At 59.9% G+C, this 14,115-nt stretch carries 17 protein-coding genes; all 17 read right to left on the reverse strand.

What is annotated here, in order from left to right:
* Positions 1-30 precede the first annotated feature (30 nt).
* The gene (locus tag AC2VNM_RS08040; RefSeq protein ID WP_486913105.1) at positions 31-645 is read right to left on the reverse strand and encodes a hypothetical protein; all 615 of its coding nucleotides are present in this window, start codon (positions 643-645) and stop codon (positions 31-33) included.
* Between the two features lie 55 nt (positions 646-700).
* Positions 701-1,345 (reverse strand): thioredoxin domain-containing protein, encoded by a 645-nt coding sequence (locus AC2VNM_RS08045; RefSeq protein ID WP_486913106.1) that lies wholly within the window; start codon positions 1,343-1,345, stop codon positions 701-703.
* The gene (locus tag AC2VNM_RS08050) at positions 1,342-2,241 is read right to left on the reverse strand and encodes a hypothetical protein (RefSeq protein WP_486913107.1); all 900 of its coding nucleotides are present in this window, start codon (positions 2,239-2,241) and stop codon (positions 1,342-1,344) included. The genes AC2VNM_RS08045 and AC2VNM_RS08050 overlap by 4 nt, the downstream gene beginning before the upstream one ends.
* Complete coding sequence (locus tag AC2VNM_RS08055) at positions 2,238-2,822, reverse strand: hypothetical protein (RefSeq protein WP_486913108.1); 585 nt, start codon at positions 2,820-2,822, stop codon at positions 2,238-2,240. The genes AC2VNM_RS08050 and AC2VNM_RS08055 overlap by 4 nt, the downstream gene beginning before the upstream one ends.
* Positions 2,822-3,781, reverse strand: coding sequence for a ParM/StbA family protein (locus AC2VNM_RS08060; protein ID WP_486913109.1), 960 nt, complete (start codon positions 3,779-3,781; stop codon positions 2,822-2,824). Before AC2VNM_RS08060 ends, AC2VNM_RS08055 begins: the two co-directional genes overlap by 1 nt.
* 50 nt (positions 3,782-3,831) lie before the next feature.
* Complete coding sequence (locus AC2VNM_RS08065) at positions 3,832-4,434, reverse strand: hypothetical protein (RefSeq protein ID WP_486913110.1); 603 nt, start codon at positions 4,432-4,434, stop codon at positions 3,832-3,834.
* 3 nt (positions 4,435-4,437) lie between these two features.
* A complete protein-coding gene (gene icmT, locus AC2VNM_RS08070; RefSeq protein ID WP_486913111.1) occupies positions 4,438-4,698 on the reverse strand; it encodes an IcmT/TraK family protein in 261 nt (86 codons plus the stop codon).
* A gap of 12 nt (positions 4,699-4,710) precedes the next feature.
* Positions 4,711-5,859 (reverse strand): type IV pilus twitching motility protein PilT, encoded by a 1,149-nt coding sequence (locus AC2VNM_RS08075; RefSeq protein ID WP_486913112.1) that lies wholly within the window; start codon positions 5,857-5,859, stop codon positions 4,711-4,713.
* Positions 5,856-6,521 (reverse strand): hypothetical protein, encoded by a 666-nt coding sequence (locus AC2VNM_RS08080; RefSeq protein WP_486913113.1) that lies wholly within the window; start codon positions 6,519-6,521, stop codon positions 5,856-5,858. The genes AC2VNM_RS08075 and AC2VNM_RS08080 overlap by 4 nt, the downstream gene beginning before the upstream one ends.
* Positions 6,518-7,267: a type IV secretory system conjugative DNA transfer family protein gene (locus AC2VNM_RS08085; RefSeq protein WP_486913114.1), complete on the reverse strand. Its 750-nt coding sequence runs from the start codon at positions 7,265-7,267 to the stop codon at positions 6,518-6,520. Before AC2VNM_RS08085 ends, AC2VNM_RS08080 begins: the two co-directional genes overlap by 4 nt.
* Positions 7,268-7,280: 13 nt before the next feature.
* A complete protein-coding gene (locus tag AC2VNM_RS08090; protein ID WP_486913115.1) occupies positions 7,281-7,601 on the reverse strand; it encodes a hypothetical protein in 321 nt (106 codons plus the stop codon).
* 3 nt (positions 7,602-7,604) lie between these two features.
* The gene (locus AC2VNM_RS08095) at positions 7,605-8,075 is read right to left on the reverse strand and encodes a DotD/TraH family lipoprotein (RefSeq protein ID WP_486913116.1); all 471 of its coding nucleotides are present in this window, start codon (positions 8,073-8,075) and stop codon (positions 7,605-7,607) included.
* Positions 8,076-8,173: 98 nt separating this feature from the next.
* Positions 8,174-8,422 (reverse strand): hypothetical protein, encoded by a 249-nt coding sequence (locus AC2VNM_RS08100; protein ID WP_486913118.1) that lies wholly within the window; start codon positions 8,420-8,422, stop codon positions 8,174-8,176.
* Positions 8,423-8,497: 75 nt separating this feature from the next.
* A complete protein-coding gene (locus AC2VNM_RS08105; protein ID WP_486913119.1) occupies positions 8,498-9,601 on the reverse strand; it encodes a relaxase domain-containing protein in 1,104 nt (367 codons plus the stop codon).
* Between the two features lie 626 nt (positions 9,602-10,227).
* Positions 10,228-10,611, reverse strand: a complete 384-nt coding sequence (locus tag AC2VNM_RS08110; protein WP_486913120.1) for a hypothetical protein — start codon at positions 10,609-10,611, stop codon at positions 10,228-10,230.
* A gap of 26 nt (positions 10,612-10,637) precedes the next feature.
* Positions 10,638-12,185 carry a UvrD-helicase domain-containing protein gene (locus AC2VNM_RS08115; RefSeq protein WP_486913121.1) on the reverse strand — a complete coding sequence of 516 codons (1,548 nt, stop codon included), beginning with the start codon at positions 12,183-12,185 and terminating at the stop codon, positions 10,638-10,640.
* Positions 12,182-14,115 (reverse strand): hypothetical protein (locus AC2VNM_RS08120; RefSeq protein ID WP_486913122.1); only part of this gene is annotated, 1,934 nt, incomplete at its 5' end. The genes AC2VNM_RS08115 and AC2VNM_RS08120, both read right to left, overlap by 4 nt.

Genomic DNA, 14,115 nt, shown 5'->3' on the forward strand with positions numbered 1-14,115 from the left:
AACTACCTACAGGTGAGACTTTAGCACCTTTTATGGTTTTCTGCCGCTGCGTGTTGGCGGGGGTTGAACCGTATCGGCAAAGCTCCACTCCCGCCGTTCTTCGGCCCGCTGCGAGCCGTATTTGCCCACCCAGCGTTCCTGGACTGTTGGCCCGAGACCTGCGGTATAGGCCTCCTGCACGCGCGCGCGATAGCCGTGGAGAAAATCCCGGGCTTCCTTGGCCAACTGGAGCTCCAGGGCTGCCTTTTGTAAATGCTCGGTGGTAACCGAGACCATCCGTTCGACAACCATGCGGTCCACTTCCTCGATGATTCCGGAGAGCACCTTGGCATCCGCCTCGCCCAGTAATGGGCGCACCTGGTGATCGTGCTCGGCCAGTACCTGCTTCAGACCGGGAAGGGTGAGCTTTCCCTCGTGGTACTGGTTCACCATCTCGATGATCCAGTCGTGCGTGCATTCCTTGACCATTTCCGGATTGGGGAGCATCCGGTACGTTCCCGCCTGCTCGATGCGCTCGAATTCCTTCCGGATCAGTTCGCCGGCCGTATTCAGCATTTTTTCCGCGGATCGCAGATTGTCCTGAATGGTCTGCCAGCTTTGGTTGCTCCGCTGGATCCACGCTGGTGTTGTGCTGCCTGTTGTCATGGGTTGCTCTCCGCTGCTCTCTTTCCATCGCCATGGGACTCTCCCCGGCGTTCGTTCACCGCTGCAAGGCATGCACCAATGCCGCGGCTCCCTGGGGTGGTGCCCCGAAAATCACGCTTTCCCGACCGTCAATCGTGGCCACAATCACCGGCGTCTCCAGTCGCCCTGCGGGAAATCCCGAATACTGGGCTGTGAGACGTTCCAACAGCCGGTTGTGCTCCTGGACTATGGCCAGTGCCTTTGGATCGCTCACAGGCGAGATATGCCCCCCTTGCGGGCCATTGCGAAAGCCACTCTCCGTCTGGGATAACAGTTCTTGCGGCGTTTTCCCGGTGTGCGCCACGAACGGCAGTTCGAGGTGGGCCGCCTTTTCGGGGCTGGTGGACCGGATGACGCCAACGGGCAGGATGCGCACCGCCACGCGATGCGCGCGCAGCAACGGCTGCAACTGTTCGTAAAATTCGTGGCAGATACTGCAATCGGGATCGAGAAACACGGTGATGCCCGGTGCGTGTTGCGGATTCCCCAACCAGAATCCTCCCGGCACCCGGAGCCATTGCACTGCGGCGGGGGAGAGTGGGTGGACCTGGGCTCCGGCAATGGGAACCGGTGCCGTCGGTGTCGCAGCCAAGGCAGGGCCAGTGGACAGGAACGATGCAACCAGCAGCACACGAGCTGCACGCAGCGACGGAAGAATCATGCGGGGTCTCCTTGTTTCGCGCCCTGCGGCGCGGCATCATCGTCGTTCAACAGGTGGGAAACCTTCTGAATCAGATCGGTAGCCTGATCGAAGCGCGCTCGAAAGGCGGCAAAGGCGTCCTCTTGCACCTGCATCCTTTCGTGGAGAGCGTCCAGACTGCTCTGGTAGGTTTCGGCGGATCGCTGCAGCGCCTGGCTCTGGGCGTTGAGGCTGGCATTCAGGGATTTCTGGAGTGGGTGGGCCTGCAGGTGAGCCTGCAGGGTGCTCGCCAGATGGTCGGCAAGGTGTGGCTGCAGGGCTGCCGCCAGGGCCGCTACCTGCGCCTCCGACAGGGACGGTTGCAGACCCTCGCGGATCAGCTGCGCGATCTCGGTATCCAGGCTCTTTTGCAAGCTGTCCCGCAGAGTAGAAAGCACGCGCTTTTGCAGATCGCGGGTGACGCTCTGGGTGAGATCCGCCTGTGCACCGTCCAGAACCTGGGCATACAGGCCGATCAGATGGTCCCGGAAGCGGTTGTGCCAGTCCTCTTCCTGTTGCATCTGGGCCAGCGCCTTGGGAAAGGACGCCTCCAGCGCCTGGAGCACGCGCTCGCTGGTGATCTGCTCGGGCAGGTTGCGGATGGCCTCCAGATTGGTCTGCTCGATGTATTGCAGACGCTTTTCCAGTTCCTGGCCCAGATGCTCGGCGATATGCTTTCCCGAGGCGCCGAAGCGTTCCCAGAGCACGTCCTGAAAGGCGAAGAAACCTTGGAGCAGGACATCGAGATAGTCCACCACATAGAGCATGCGCTCAGCGACCAGGTCGTCGACGCGGGATTCCAGCATGGACTGACGGATCTTTTTGCGGAAGGATTCCGCGCGCTCGTAAAAATTGGCGACGTCGTCTTTGCTGCTCATGGAACCACCAGGTGCCAGAGGAGGCCGCCAATCACCGTGCCGATGCCGGAGGCAATGGCCACCAGGAGCAGCGACAGATTCTTGAAACCTTGCAGGCCCTCGACGATTTTCTCGGTACGCGCGCTGGCCATATCGAAGGTGGCAATCGTGTCCCGGTACTCCTTCTGGAAGCGCTCCAGCGCCTTGAACGTGCTGCCATGCACGTCGTTCCACTTGGCGAGCGCCGCGTCCAGCTCCCGCGTGGATTTGTCGAGATCCCCCCGAAACTTGGAGGCCTCGCCGGCAATGACCCGAATCTCGTCCCGGATTTCCTGGAGCTTGTTGTCGATCTCCTGACTCGTTTCCTGCAGGTTCCCCTCCAGATCACCGATCACCTTCTGCTGGAACGCATACAGGGAGCCGCGCAGCTGTTGCGCGGCGTCCCGGTATCCAGCTTCGAGGGAATCCCCATGGCGCTCCGCGCGGGACAGCAGCACATTCCGGAAACTCTGCACGATACTTTCGGTAGACGACTGCACGCCCCGACGTTCCGCCTCCTGCTCTTCGACGCGGGGCTCCGGATGTTGTGCCGTGTCGGCCATCAGAGCATCTCCAGCCAGGAGCGGGCATTGGCAAAGACTGGATCCTCTGCGCGACTCGCCTGTGGCCAGTATTCGTGCAGAACGTCAAAGAAGACATACGCGCCGCCACCGATCAGCAACACGGAATCGATATCCTGAATCGGGCGGACGATCTGCTCCACGGCCTGGCGGATCTGCTCTCCCGTCTGTCGGACGGCAGCGTCAAATTCTTCCGGGACCTCGAAGACCTGTCCGCTGATCCGCACCTTCCGGGTCCGGAACGCCTTTTCATAGCTGGCCTCGAAATTCCGCTGGAAGCGGCCTTCGATCTGCGCCCGAAAAACCCTCTGGGCGGCAGAGACTCCGAGATCCATGAGTCCGCCGCAGCGCTGGAAGGCGAGGCGACCTTCGTTCAGAACCGTCACGTCGGTCGTCCGGTGGCCAATGTCCACCACCGCCATGTTCTCGACATCGGCATCCGCGGGGGCGAGGGTTAGCGCGGCCATGACCGATTGCGGAAAGCAACGTACCACTTTGGGGCCGGACAACGGGGTGTCCTGGTCAGTGAGGTAGGAAATCGGCTCCCGGTGGTGCGCGACCTTGCGATCGATCAGTGTCTGGTTTTTGCCGCTGCCCAGATAAAACTGTCCAATCGGCAATCCGACCGCCAGTTCATATTCGGCATCATCGGGGATTCCCGCCTGGGCAATGGCGTAGCGCACGATGGCCCGGTTGGCCGGGTGATAGGGAAAATCGTCGAACTCGGTGGTGCCATGCTGGGTGGCGTCCCCCACCGTAAAGGTTTGGCCACCGGTTTTCATGACCATGGTGTCAAAACTCCCATCCTGGGCGTTCATCAATCCACCATGGGCACCGAGTTGGAAGTGTGTAGGGACTACATGGCTTTGGATCGCCCCCTGGTCATCCTGTACCAGGACCTTGACGTTGCCGTAGCCATCATCGACAGAGATTTTATACATGCGACACTCCATTGTTTCTCCGAATGACGGCCTATCCGCCATTGGCATACTCAATACAAGCCCTTGTTAATATTCAGACGTCTGCGGATTTCCTCCGCCGAAGGCTTGCGCTGCCCCGCTGGTGCCGGAGGGGATGGCGGTTGTGGGGAATCCGGGGGAGGGGGCGTCTCTTGTACCTCCGGTTCCGCTCCTGCCGTTTCTTCTCTCTGCCTTGCCAGATTCCGCCGGACCCGCTCGGCCAGATTCTGGCGCGGTCGCGAGGCCGGTGGTTCCTCCGGGCTTTGTTCTGCAACGCGGAGTGGGTTCTCTTCGTCGCGGTCCACCAGGAAGCGGAATCGTTGCGTGTACTGCAGATTCCGCAGGACCACCTTCTCCTGGTCGGTCAGAATATCTGGACCGCTCCGATACAAGAGGCCGCACAAGGTCAGCAAGCCCATCCACTTGGCCGGAGAGACGCTGCACAGGACATCTTCCAGGTGGGCAAACTCTTTCCGGTCGAGGCGAAGATCGATCCGCAGGTATTCCTCCGCCGCACTCACGAAGGCCTGGCCGTTGGCAGCACACTCGCCACTGAGGAGGATCTCCTCGTCTGCGATGGGCACCGGGGCGGCGAGGTTGACGACCTGTCGTGCCGTTTTCCGCGGTCTGGCCATGGCTCAATCCTCTCGATACCGGTAGGGAGAACTCAGCCAGACGCGCACCCGCCCGAACAGTTGGGGCAGGCCGAATCCACGCCGGGCCGCCACATGCAGGATCACCATGCTGACCACGGCAACACCGAGTGTGGTCAATCCGGGATGAAAGAGAAACAGGAGGATCGGCCATACCGCCTGGCCGTCGATGACAAAGAATTTCGGCGTCTGGGAGCGGTAGCGCCAGGCGTTGGTCTCCTGTTGCACCGTATTGGTTCGAGCCATGTCCATATCCTCCTATCCGTAGCTGCTCAATAACCATTGCAGGGCATGATCGGTGATCCGCCCCTGGGCATGCCAATAGCGGGCATCCATCGCAAACGAATGTCCCTGCTGTTTGACCATTTCGGCGATGGTTGGAGTAATCCGGTCAAACGGTGTCTTGAGCAGGGAAAGACGCATCTCTTCGGTGAAGATCATCCATTCCCGAACCGCCTGCTGGGTGCCGTCCGGCGCTGGCAGCAAGCGCTGGGACAGTACCATGCGCAACGAGTCCAGCAGATCGTTTGCCAGAGATTCCGCTTCCTCTCGGGGAAAGCTTTTCACGGTCCGGGCAACGGCGTTGGCCACACCGGTGGCGTGCAGGGTGCCCAATACATAGTGTCCGGTCATGGCCGCGGTCAGCGCGGCAATGATCGTCGCCCGGTCGCGCAATTCTCCGACCAGGATGATGTTTGGCCGTCGCCGCATGGCCTCCTCGATGGCCCGCTCAAAGGTCTGGATATGCCGGGGAACCTCCGACTGGCTGACCCGGGGATGGCGGAACACGAACTCGATCGGGGCCTCGGCAGTGATGATCTTGTGATCATTGAAGCGCGCGTCTTCCAGCGCATACCCAAACATGCTTGCCATGAGCGTCGTCTTGCCGCTGCCGGTCGGCCCGGTGACCAGGACAATGCCGTCGGGATAGAAGAAATGGTCCAGGATTTCCTGCGGAATCTGGTAATCCCGCCAGTTCGGTGGGGTTTCACTGATGGCTCGCAGGGTCACCTGAATCCCGGCGGATTTCGCGCTGGGATTGATGGGATCGCGGCACATCACGGCGTTGAACCGTAGTCGTACCCGTTCGGGACCATCCTGGTCGGCAGCCTCGGGCAAGCGCAGGGAATAGGCGGTATTGATACCGCCCTGTTCGCGTTGCAGGAATGCCCAGCCATTCGGATAGAGTGCCTCGACGACATGCACGACTTCAGCATGGTCCATCGTGCGCGGCAGTACCAACCGCCTTCCATGGACCATCACGACAGGCTCCATCTCCGACTGGAGATCCAGATCGGAAAATTCCGGAAAGGCACGGAACACCATCTGCAGCCAGGCCGCCGCACCATTCTCGCTATAGATACGCAGCGCCGTGTCGAAGGCCTCGAGGCCACGCGCAGCCGTCATGGGAAGCTCCGTCTCGACAGGGTTTGAACGGTGTTCAAGGGATCGGGAATCCGCACGAACTGGCCCGGTTTCAGATCGGCAAACTCCTGGGCGGACAGGTAGCCCGACCAAAGAGCCTCGAGCAGCTCTGGGCTCGCCGCATGCGGATACACCAACAGCTCATCCACGAGTTGGGTGAGGGAGAGGTAGCCATCGGTACGGGCATCCTCGTACAGAAAAATCTGGACCTGGGATTTCCAGTTTTCGATCAGCCCGTTCATGAACCCGAATCCTGCCATGGAGTAAGGCGACACTTGGTGAAAGAGGAAGATCTCCGCTGGCGGTGAGGCTGTCGGGTGTGCCAGCAGATCCACGAGCCTGGGCTCCGGAAATTTCTTTCCTGTGCGGACGGGAATCACGCGCAACTCGCCCGCCGGGAATACTGGAGGAAAGCGCCGGGGAATTTCTGACAGCCGTCGTATCTGCATCCAGAGAGAGAGGTTTTCCGGAGCCCAGTCGTGGCTGCCATCGAAGCAATAGATCCGCTTGCCCCTCTGCACGGCGTCCGCAACCAGAGTGCGTAGCGCCTCCAGCGCCTTGGTATACGGGGCACCGACAATCAGGCTCGCACGCGCATCGGGACCAGGCTGGAGATGCGTTTCCGGTTCCAGAAAGAAGCTCATCGAGGTAATACCTTCCAGTCTTTGGGTGGCGCAAATCCTGCCGGCAGGGTGATCCGGTGCAACGTCACCCCCACTTGCATGCGCGCCGCGCGATCGAGGACCCGCTCATCGCGTTCCACGCCCAGATTGGCCTGCTCCACCATGGGAGGCTGGACCTCACCAGACAGCAGAAGGCGACGATAGCGGATCATCCCCGCAACATCGCGGGTCAGTCGCGCCAGGCCGTCACGGAACAGTCCGTTGGCTTCCTCTTCCCCGGCCTGCCAGCCGACCGCTGCGGCCTGTTTCCACCAGATCGACTCCTGCCGGTTCTGTGGCAGCAGGGCTGGCGGAATGTCCGCGAGCCGGGGTGCCGGGAATCGTTGTTCCAGATAGCTGCGCCAGGTCGGCAGCACCGAGACAAAGCGGGCGGGAATCAGAATGCGATAGTCCTGTACACTGGTGCGCAAGGCATCCGCATGGACCAGACGCGCCTCGCGTCCACCCTCGATCACCGGCGGCAGGACATTCCCCGGCAGGGCAATGGGCGCGAAGTTGTATACCCTGTCCAGCTGGCCTGCGACCTGGTGGAGCTTCTGGTCGATCTGTTGCGATTCCCAGGCCAGACCTCCCTGCGCGCCGTAGGTCTCTGCCGTCTGTTCAATGGCTTTCTTGCGCAGCTGCAACGGCGTTGCGTTCTTCTTCCGGTGCTCGGCATGGCTCTGTTGCGTAGCCGTCAGATCCTGTAATTGCGGTAACGTCCACATAGTCGGTATTCCTTCAGGTGGAAGGGTGGTTGTCCTGTGCTTCCAGCTCGCGCAGCCGGATGGCATAGAGATCGCTGGTCATCTGCGCCGTGATTCGATACGCCCGGACAAAATAGATGGCTTTGTAGAGCACCATGAGTCCCACTCCGAGGGGCGCCAGGATCACACCGATGCCGAAGTATCTCACCAGATTGATTCTCATCGTCACCAGATTGGCATCCGCCTTCTCTTTCCAGCGTTCCAGTTTGCTTCGCGTATGGATCTGGCGCACCTTCTCCAGCTCCTCATCCAGCCTGGGCAATATATGGGCATCCCATGTCTTGTACAGGAACATGGCTCACACTCCGGCGTAGTGAATCACGATGCGTTTTTGCAGCGCGTTCAAACGGATGTCGGCGAGCTTGCCGGCCTGCTCTCCGGCAATCTCGAGGGCAGAAAAAACCGTATGGCTGCCGTGCAGGGTCACGACAATGGGCGAGGAGGGCGCGGGGCCGCGGATTTCCACCCGATAGCCGGCAAACCGGCCCAACTTCTGCACGAGGGGGACCAGGGGACCATCCCACGGAAAATCGACGGTACGTGCCAGGGCTGCGGGCAGCGTTGGAGGGGTTTCCACCCTGGGTGGGTGGACGGCAGCCCGTTCTTCATCCAACATCGTCCAGGCCCGGGCCACCTGCTGCGCGGACCGGTCCAGCGCGCCCTGGATCGGGCGGACCGGCGGTGCCGGTGGGTTGGGGGCAGGCGGTTTCGCGCAACCGGCCAATAGCAGTACCGGAAGAAACAACAGCGGATGCGGTCGATGGGCCATGGCGATGCGGTATCCTGTATGGTGATTCCTGATTCGGTTTATAACCAGAGGGAACCTTTTTCCTTTACAGGCAATGCCCTTTTTCTTTCTGAAATACTCTATTCGTCGTCACGCGACGGCGGCAGCGGATAGCCATCCATCTCCAGATGGCCAAACTCCGGTGTGTCCTGCGGCTCGTGGTGATCGTGAAACAGCCGGATGGAAGCCATTTCCAGACCACCATAGCCCTCGATGAGGTCGGCAATGATCGTGTCCAGGTGGTTTTCCGACTCCTTGCTCAAATACGCAAGGTCGGCGGCGGTTTTTGCGGATACGCGGATCAGGGTGTCCGCTGCGTCGTTGTTCATGAAACTTCTCCTGTATCAGGTGGGGGGACCGTAAGAGTACGCATTTCTTCTTTGCTGAAACAATCCGAGCGGGGGTCATCCCGATCCGGTGAACGGGCTCGGTTTGGCCGTTTGTGTTGCCATTCGCTGCTGGTTCTGCTCCTGGATTTCCCAGAACTGTTGCCAGAGTCGCTGCGTCGTTTCATCGCTCAGCAGGCCCTGCAGGCTTTCGATTTCCGCACCGACCGTGGCGGCAAGTGCGCGGCGGCGCCATCCGGGAAGCCGTTCCTGCCAGGACACGGCGCCTTTCGGCTCCCGCGTGAAGATCGCCGCCAGGCGTTTCTCGGTCGGGGTCGGATTCCGATACTCGGCAGGTTGCAGGGCTTCCGCAGTGGCAGTGATCTTTTTGGATCGGAGGGAAAACGCATCGATGAGCTCCGGAGGAATGCCGTCGATGGCAATGTCCAACGTTCCCGAACGCTGCGCCGGGATTCCCAGGCGCCGCAGGCCTTCGAGCATGTGGTCCAGATAGGGGCCGTTCACGTCCCGGGCACGAGTATCGACATCGAGATACAACGTGACGGATTCCTTGTCCGGGCGACTGGTAATCCTGGGGATGACGCAATGGGTATGCAGATTCGGATCCGGCTCACCCTCCACCGGGCGCGTACAGAAGTGCGTACATAGCGCGGCCAACAGGTTGTGCGTTCGCAGATAGACCTGTTCCTTGTCGGGATCCTTGGCAGAACTTTCCTTCTTGCCCTTCCCTCGGCTGGCCGTCCGCGGGCGTACCACCCGCAGCCGCCGATCGATGGTTTCCATCAGGTGGTTCGCCGTGCTCAGGGACATCTTGGCCAGGGCATAGTCGGATTCCACTCTGTCCAGCGCCTTGCGCACCGCATCGATCTGGACGGCGATGAGTTGTTCCCGCTGCCGCTCGTCAGTCAAGGCCGCATAGATGGATACCGGCTTGGGTGCGGTGAAGGTGAGGTCGACGACTGCCTTTCGTTGGGTACTGTAATCGCCAGAGTAATCGGCGAGCTGCACCAACATTTCCGCATCCACTTCGTCCGGGATGTCGGGATAATATTGCCGTCCCTTACCGACCCACAAGGCTGGACCGATCTGGTCTGTGGCTTCGTCACTCAGGTAATACTCGGCGGCTTTGCTGCCAGTCGCCCAGGTCTTGCTCGTCAGCATTTTCTTCTCCTTGCTTGCTGACTTGATCGCGGTCGCCAGCCTTTCTCCTTTCTCTGGAATGCCTGGACACCCGCCCCACCGCGGGAGACGGGAGGCGTTTTTGCGGAGACGTTTTCCTCTGGCGGGAGAGGTTCTGGCGAGGCCATGAGACAGGCGATTCGGGAGATTCCCGCCGAGTCATAGAGTAGAGAGCACGAGGGAAACCTGAGGAAAGCGGGAAGGCAAGCCCTACGGCTGGCAATGGACCCCCAAAAGTGCCGCGAAGGCGCCCGCGCCAGGCGCTATCCGGGGGGTTATAGGGAGAAAAAAAGGGGTTTTCCAGAAAAATATTTGCGTTTTCCCGAAAGAACAAAGGGTTTTCCGCAAAGGATATCGGGTTTTTACCAAAAAAATTCCATTCACCTGACAATGCGTGAAATTTTACGGAAAGAGATTCGGGTTTTCTGCAAAGAGAATGGGGTTTTCCAGAAAAATATTTGCGTTTTCCCCACAAAGAAATCGGCTGGCCAGGATCGGCGGGTATCGGACCAGGAGGTTTCCGCGCAGAAAAAGAGGTAGGCCTTGCGGTTTGCAGGTCTACCTTGAGCCGGGTATGCGGCGGGATGGAGGCAGGGCTCCGGGATCGATCAGGATCGCGGTCTGCGGATGGCGAAGAGGATGGCGGCGATGCCGATCAGGATCATGCCGATGGCGAAGCCCCAGGCGGCGATGAACGCTGCGGAGCCGATACTGAGGATGGCATTACGCAGTACCTCCACCCAGGCGGCCAGGACCGGCTGTTGGCTGCGTTGAGCGCCAGACGATTGTTGTGCCCGCTCTCCCTGCGCATAGGCGTTTTGCAGGAGTGCGTGCAGTTCCTGGATGGCCTGTGGGCTATTGGGAGCGGGAACGGCGGTACTGCCGGGCTGGTTGGCGGGGAGTATGGCGACGTTACTGGCCATGGCCGGAACCGGGCTCAGGAAGAGCAGGATGGCAAGTACGCGATAGCGGGTGATGGCAGGCATGGTCATATCTCTCCTGTGGTGAATGGTGGTCATCATCGGGTAAGCCAGCGATAGAGAATCGGGCAGGCCAGCACCAGGCGCTTGCGTGCGCGGGTGATGGCGACATAGCGCAGGTGGATATCCTCGCGGTTGTCAAATTCGAGGTCGCCAGAGGCAGTTACGTACAGGCGGCGGTCTCCGGTATCCCGGTTGGCATCGAGGTCCTTGTCGAGGATCACCAGATCCCATTCCCGGCCCTTCGCGGCATGGACTGTGCTGAGGATGACCTGTGCGCCGCTTTCGCCTGGCAGGCTCTTTCGCAGCGCCTGGGCGGCATCGTACAGGCCGGGGTATTGGGACATGCGCACGATGCGGGCGGCATCGCCATCCGGTTGCGCTGCTGCTTCTTCTTCGAGATCGGACCAAAACCGGTAGGCCGCGAGGGGGCCAGCGGGGGAGGACTCCCCCCGTCTGAGCGCCATGGCTGCATAGAGGAGGGCGGTTTGTTCGCGGCCCTGGCCAACGATATGGAACGGCAGACCGGCATCGACACAGGACAGTGCTGCCTGGATCAGTGCGCCATTGGTGAAGGCAATCCAGGCAAAAGCGGTGTGGACCTTGGTGGCGACATCCGGTGGCTGGATGCTGGTGGGTGCGGCCTGGATTCTGGTGCTCCCACTCCCCCGGACGGGAATGGTTTCCCCAACGCAGCGAAGCAGGCGTGTCGCCATCTCTGCCGTTTCGTCTCCGAATCGAAAGGATTGCGTAAGACGGCTGCTGATCGATCGTGGTTGCTGTTCGGCGATCTCGATGGCATTGCGCGCGCCGCGCCAACTGTAGATGGACTGATAGGGGTCTCCGGCCCAGATGTTGAGCCCCTGCCTTTGGGCAAAGAGTACCCCATACAGGGCTGGGTTGGTGTCCTGGGCTTCGTCGATCATGCGGTACCCCTCTGGGATCTGTGGGTGATCCAGTGCCCAGAGCTTGAAATAGACATCGTGCATCATCGGCAGGGAGAGCGATTGCTCTGCCTGCCAGAGCCGTTTGGCATCGGACAGAATCCGTTGTACCAGCGCCACTGGCATGCGCTGGTGGTTGGGAACATGGCTCTCCGTGAGTGCCGAATCGTCGGAATGGCAGAAACGGACCAAGGTCTTTTTGGTCAATCCTGCGAGTTGCAGGGGACTCCACTCGTGTTGCCCCTGGCCATACGGTTCCAGGCGCAGCGTTTCAACGATCTGTGGGGTGGCGAGTTGCCCGTTGTGCTCGTTGAGGCTGTTCTTAACGGCCTTCTGGAAGTCCGCCGGCAGGCTGTGCAGCGCGAACTGGTGGCTGGTGACTGCCCGCACCCGTTTCCCGAAGCCTTTCAGTCGTGGCTGCAGGTCGCGGATGATGGCCGAATTGAAGGCGAGCAGGAGTACCTCGTCCTGAAGTCTGGCTGCCGTTTGCAGGAGGATGAACGTTTTTCCTGCCCCTGCATAGGCACGATATACCGATTCTCTGCGGCCATGGCGGACAGCAAAATCGGTGCGTTTCAGGGCGTTTTCCTGTTCGTGGGTGAAGCATTGCCGCGCAGATTGCTCTGAGAGGGCCAGGCTCATTCGCCGTTTCCTGCATGGCGATGAATCTTGTGCGATTTGAAGCGGGTGGATCTTTTAATGTCGAGGTCCACGCCTTGCGCAACCACAGAAAAAATGTCGTAGACCTTCTCCAGGGTGGATTTGATGCGGGGTTGCAGTGTCGCGTCGTTATCGACAACGATGCCTTGCTGGCTGGAGGTGGTATCACTCAGGATGATGGCCATCTCCAGGAAAATTTCCTTCGTTCGCTTGGTACCCGATGATTGCCAGGAGGACAACATCTGGATCTTGCCGCTGGTAAACAGATCGTCAGCGTCCTGCATTTTCTCCAGCAGTTGCCTGGAGGTGCGATCCAGGTGCAGACAGGCTGTTCGGTACTGGCGAATTGCGTCTCCCCACTCTTTGGTGGCGGTAATGACGGGCACCCATTCTTCTTCCATGGGGTCCGGGTCTTGCTCCAGTACCTCCACGTCGTTACTTTCTTCTGGTTTGAAGCGCGCGCGCAGGAAGGATTCCACCTTTGGATCCAGTTCGTCGGTCGGCAATGGTTGGTTGTTTGCAGCCAACCATCGTAGCGCGCATCGTCGCTCTATCGGATCCGTGTGGGTTTGGGCAACATTGGTGTACTGCTGGATTTCCTCTTCGCGCTTCTTGGCCCCCCAGGCAACGAACTCCGGGTCTTTCATTCGTTCTTCCATGGGTTGTTCCCAGATCATTTTGAACATCCGCTCGTCGAGCTCGGCTTCGGTTTCTCCGGATCGTCCCGCGGTGTGGTTGGCCAGTCCGCTATTGCGCTGTGCGGGTCGGCTCTCGACCGGGCTGAACTCTACGTCGATGACATCGGGTGCCATGCGCGGTGGTGTCACGATCTCGCGGACGGCGGCAACGATGGCCTGTTCGCGGTCATCGTGATAGTGGCTTTTATCTCGTTGCGAGCTGAACATGGACTGCTGGCTGGACAGAACCAGAGGGAAGCGATCGAAGCATCCGGACTGCAGATCGAGGCGTGCCCAGTCGCCGGATGTGACCAGTCGGGCATCCAGTGTCTGGCCGCCGGCCATCTTGACCAGGTGAACCTGGGTGCAGCAGCGGATAGCGCGCCCCCGGGAGACCTTCCAGCGTTTCTGGATCGCCTCGACGGCAATCTCCAGCTGCTGGGCGCCGCGGGCGTAGTTTCTAATCGTTCTATCCGTAATTCCAAAATCAGTCGCAAGAATCTCTGAGGTCCTGATGCGGTTTTGGACATCTCCATCTCCCTCTCGAAACAATGTGGAAAAGTTTTCCACATTGTTTTCAATCTCAGTTTGCACTTGATCTAAGTCATCAGTCCCTTTACTGGAATCGCTCCCAAGGGCCAGAGGGCTGGCGGCATTCTGATTGCCGGCAGGTGCGCCGATTCTCCGCTTTTCTTGCAGGTAGCGCAGTCCGATCATATACTTACGTTCACATTCGTTATAGTGTGCGCGGTGCATTTTGAGGCGGGTGGCGGTCAACAAGGCGTCCTCGAGGGTGTGGATTTCCTCATTGACCATCCAGGGGATGTCCTCGATTTCGAGTTTCAGGTCCTCGGCAATCTGCATGCGAAGGTAGCCGTCGACGATGAAGTATTCGGTGACCGTGCGGCCATCGGTGGTATCGCGCTGCGTTCGCCACAGCATGATAGGCATCTGGATCCGGTGCGTGCTGATGTCATTGTGGAGGCGCACGTACGCGCTGCTGTCCGGGAGAAAAGAAAGCGCCGCGATCTCTGGGTGATGCCGAAAGGTCTTGCGCAGGCTTTTGGGGAGCTCGCCGTGTTCCAGGTTTTCACCGATTGGTGTTTCTCCGTGGCGGTATGGCGTACCGTAGGAAGCTCCATCCCGGATTTCCACACGCGGCTTCTGCGTGAAGTTCCGGAGCAGATGAGAGGTGCTTCTGTCAATGTCGTCTTGATGTCGCATAATGGTGATTA

It is taken from the genome of Acidithiobacillus sp. TH-A67 (genome assembly GCF_057473545.1).